Genomic DNA, 1,815 nt, shown 5'->3' on the forward strand with positions numbered 1-1,815 from the left:
GCTCCGGGCGGCGCCGGTTCCCCACCGTCGCCCGGGTGGCAGCGGCGGACAGGTGGCCGGCGCCGGTGCCGGCGGCAGCGCCCTGGGGACCGTCGAAGGTCACCATGCCGCGGGCTCCGATCAGCGTCGCCAGCTCGGCGACCTGCGCGGGCTCGACGACCTGCGCGACCTGCGCGACCTGCGCGACCAGGGCGGCGGCGCGCAGGTCGCTGCTAACCAGCCAGACCGGTAGCCGGGACAGTCCGGCGCGGCGCCGGCGCACGAGCCGGCGGGCGTCGCAGGCCCACCGGCCGGCGAACAACGCCCCGGCGACGATCACCGCGTCGTAGGACGCCACCTCCCGCACCTGCCGCGCCGGCAGCACGTCGGCGTCGAGACCGCGGGCGGTCAACGCCGCGCCGATCATCGCGGCCAGGTCGCCGACCCCGCCACACCCGGTTCCGAACGCCACCAGAGCTCGCGTCATCGCACCCCTCCCAACCTTGCGTCCAGGGCCGTCGAGGCGAACGCACGCGATCGACTCGAACCCGTAACCCAGTGGACATCCGTGGCGGGGCACACACCATCAGTCGAACGTCACGTCCGGTGGGCCATCCGGACCCGACCCGACGGGCACGGTCGGACCCCGGTGGATCGTCGAGGACCGACGCCGGTCACCGGGCGCGGACGGTGGCTGTCCCGGTCACACCCCCGGACAGGCGGTGTCGGGTGGCCGAGATGGGCGGCCCGGACGGTCCCGACCGGCAGGCCCACCGGCGGCCCGAATCGGCAGGTGTCAACTCGTCTCCGACGACCGACCCGGACCCGACCGGGCGGCACCGCCGTGCCGGTCGAGTCAGGTCCGGGGGCAGTCAGGCGCCACGGGCAGCGGCCGCAAGTCAGGAGCGCAAGTCAGAGGGGCAGGTCAGGAGCGCAAGGAGTCCCGGGCCGCGTGTCAGCCGCGCAGCCAGCGACGCAGACGAGGGCGCGAGGCCCGCGCCCAGGTGGCCTCGAAGGCGGCCCGGGTCGCGGCCGCGCGGGCCCGCTCGTCCCCGGCGAGCAGGCCGTAGGTGAAGGAGGATTCACCCGCGAGGTTCGCGGCGACGGCGAACTCCCGCAGCCGGGTCTGCGCGACGACGCAGTCCTGGTGCTCGCCCAGCTCGTTCTGGACGCGCTTCGCCGCCGTCGCGAGCGTCGCCGCGTCGCGGCCGTGGACGGACACCATCAGCTCGCTCGCGTAACGCAGCCGCTTCGCCGCCTTCCGGGCGCCGTGGTAGGCGACGTCGCGGTCGGAGCCCGCGGGGGCCCGCCGGGCGCGTTCGACCCGCCGGGCCAGCGTACGGTCCGCCTTGGCGACACGCTTCGCCAGCACGGTGCCAGCGGGACGGCCGCCCCGGTCGGTCTGCCCGACGTCGGCGACGAAGGCGAGCAGCGTCTCGATGAACCCGAGGTACCGCTCGCCGCGCAGGTAGGCCAGCGTCTCCTCCCGGCCGCGCAGCCGGTCGCCGAGCAGTGCCTCCTGGACGCGGGCGGCCACCGGACCGAGCAGCAGCTCGACGGGCTGCCCGGCGAGCTCGCCGGCGAAGCGGGCAAGCTGCACCTCGGCGTCGCGGGGCCGGCCGAGCACCTCGCCGATCTCGCGCAGGCCGGCCTCGATCTCCGCCGCCCGCTCGGCGTCGAACAGCGGCCGGAAGGTCTGGATGGTGCTGCGCAGCCGCCGGGCCGCGACCCGCATGTCGTGGACGGCCTCGGGCGCGTCGATGCGCACCGCGGGGTCGCGGTCGAGCAGCGCCGCGGCCTGCTCGGCCAGGTAGGCGTGGACGACCCGGGCCGCAC

Annotated in this window: 2 protein-coding genes; both read right to left on the bottom strand. The window is 76.3% G+C overall.

Going from position 1 to position 1,815, the window contains the following annotated elements; genetic code table 11:
* Positions 1-466, bottom strand: a 466-nt coding sequence (locus ND748_RS31195; RefSeq protein ID WP_285902965.1) for a flavodoxin domain-containing protein, incomplete at its 3' end; no start/stop codon positions are given.
* A 468-nt stretch (positions 467-934) separates the two neighbouring features.
* Positions 935-1,815: CHAD domain-containing protein (locus ND748_RS31200; protein WP_251749890.1), on the bottom strand; the 881-nt coding region annotated here is incomplete at its 5' end.

Source organism: Frankia sp. AiPs1 (assembly GCF_023716945.1).
In the GTDB taxonomy this organism is placed as follows: domain Bacteria; phylum Actinomycetota; class Actinomycetes; order Frankiales; family Frankiaceae; genus Frankia.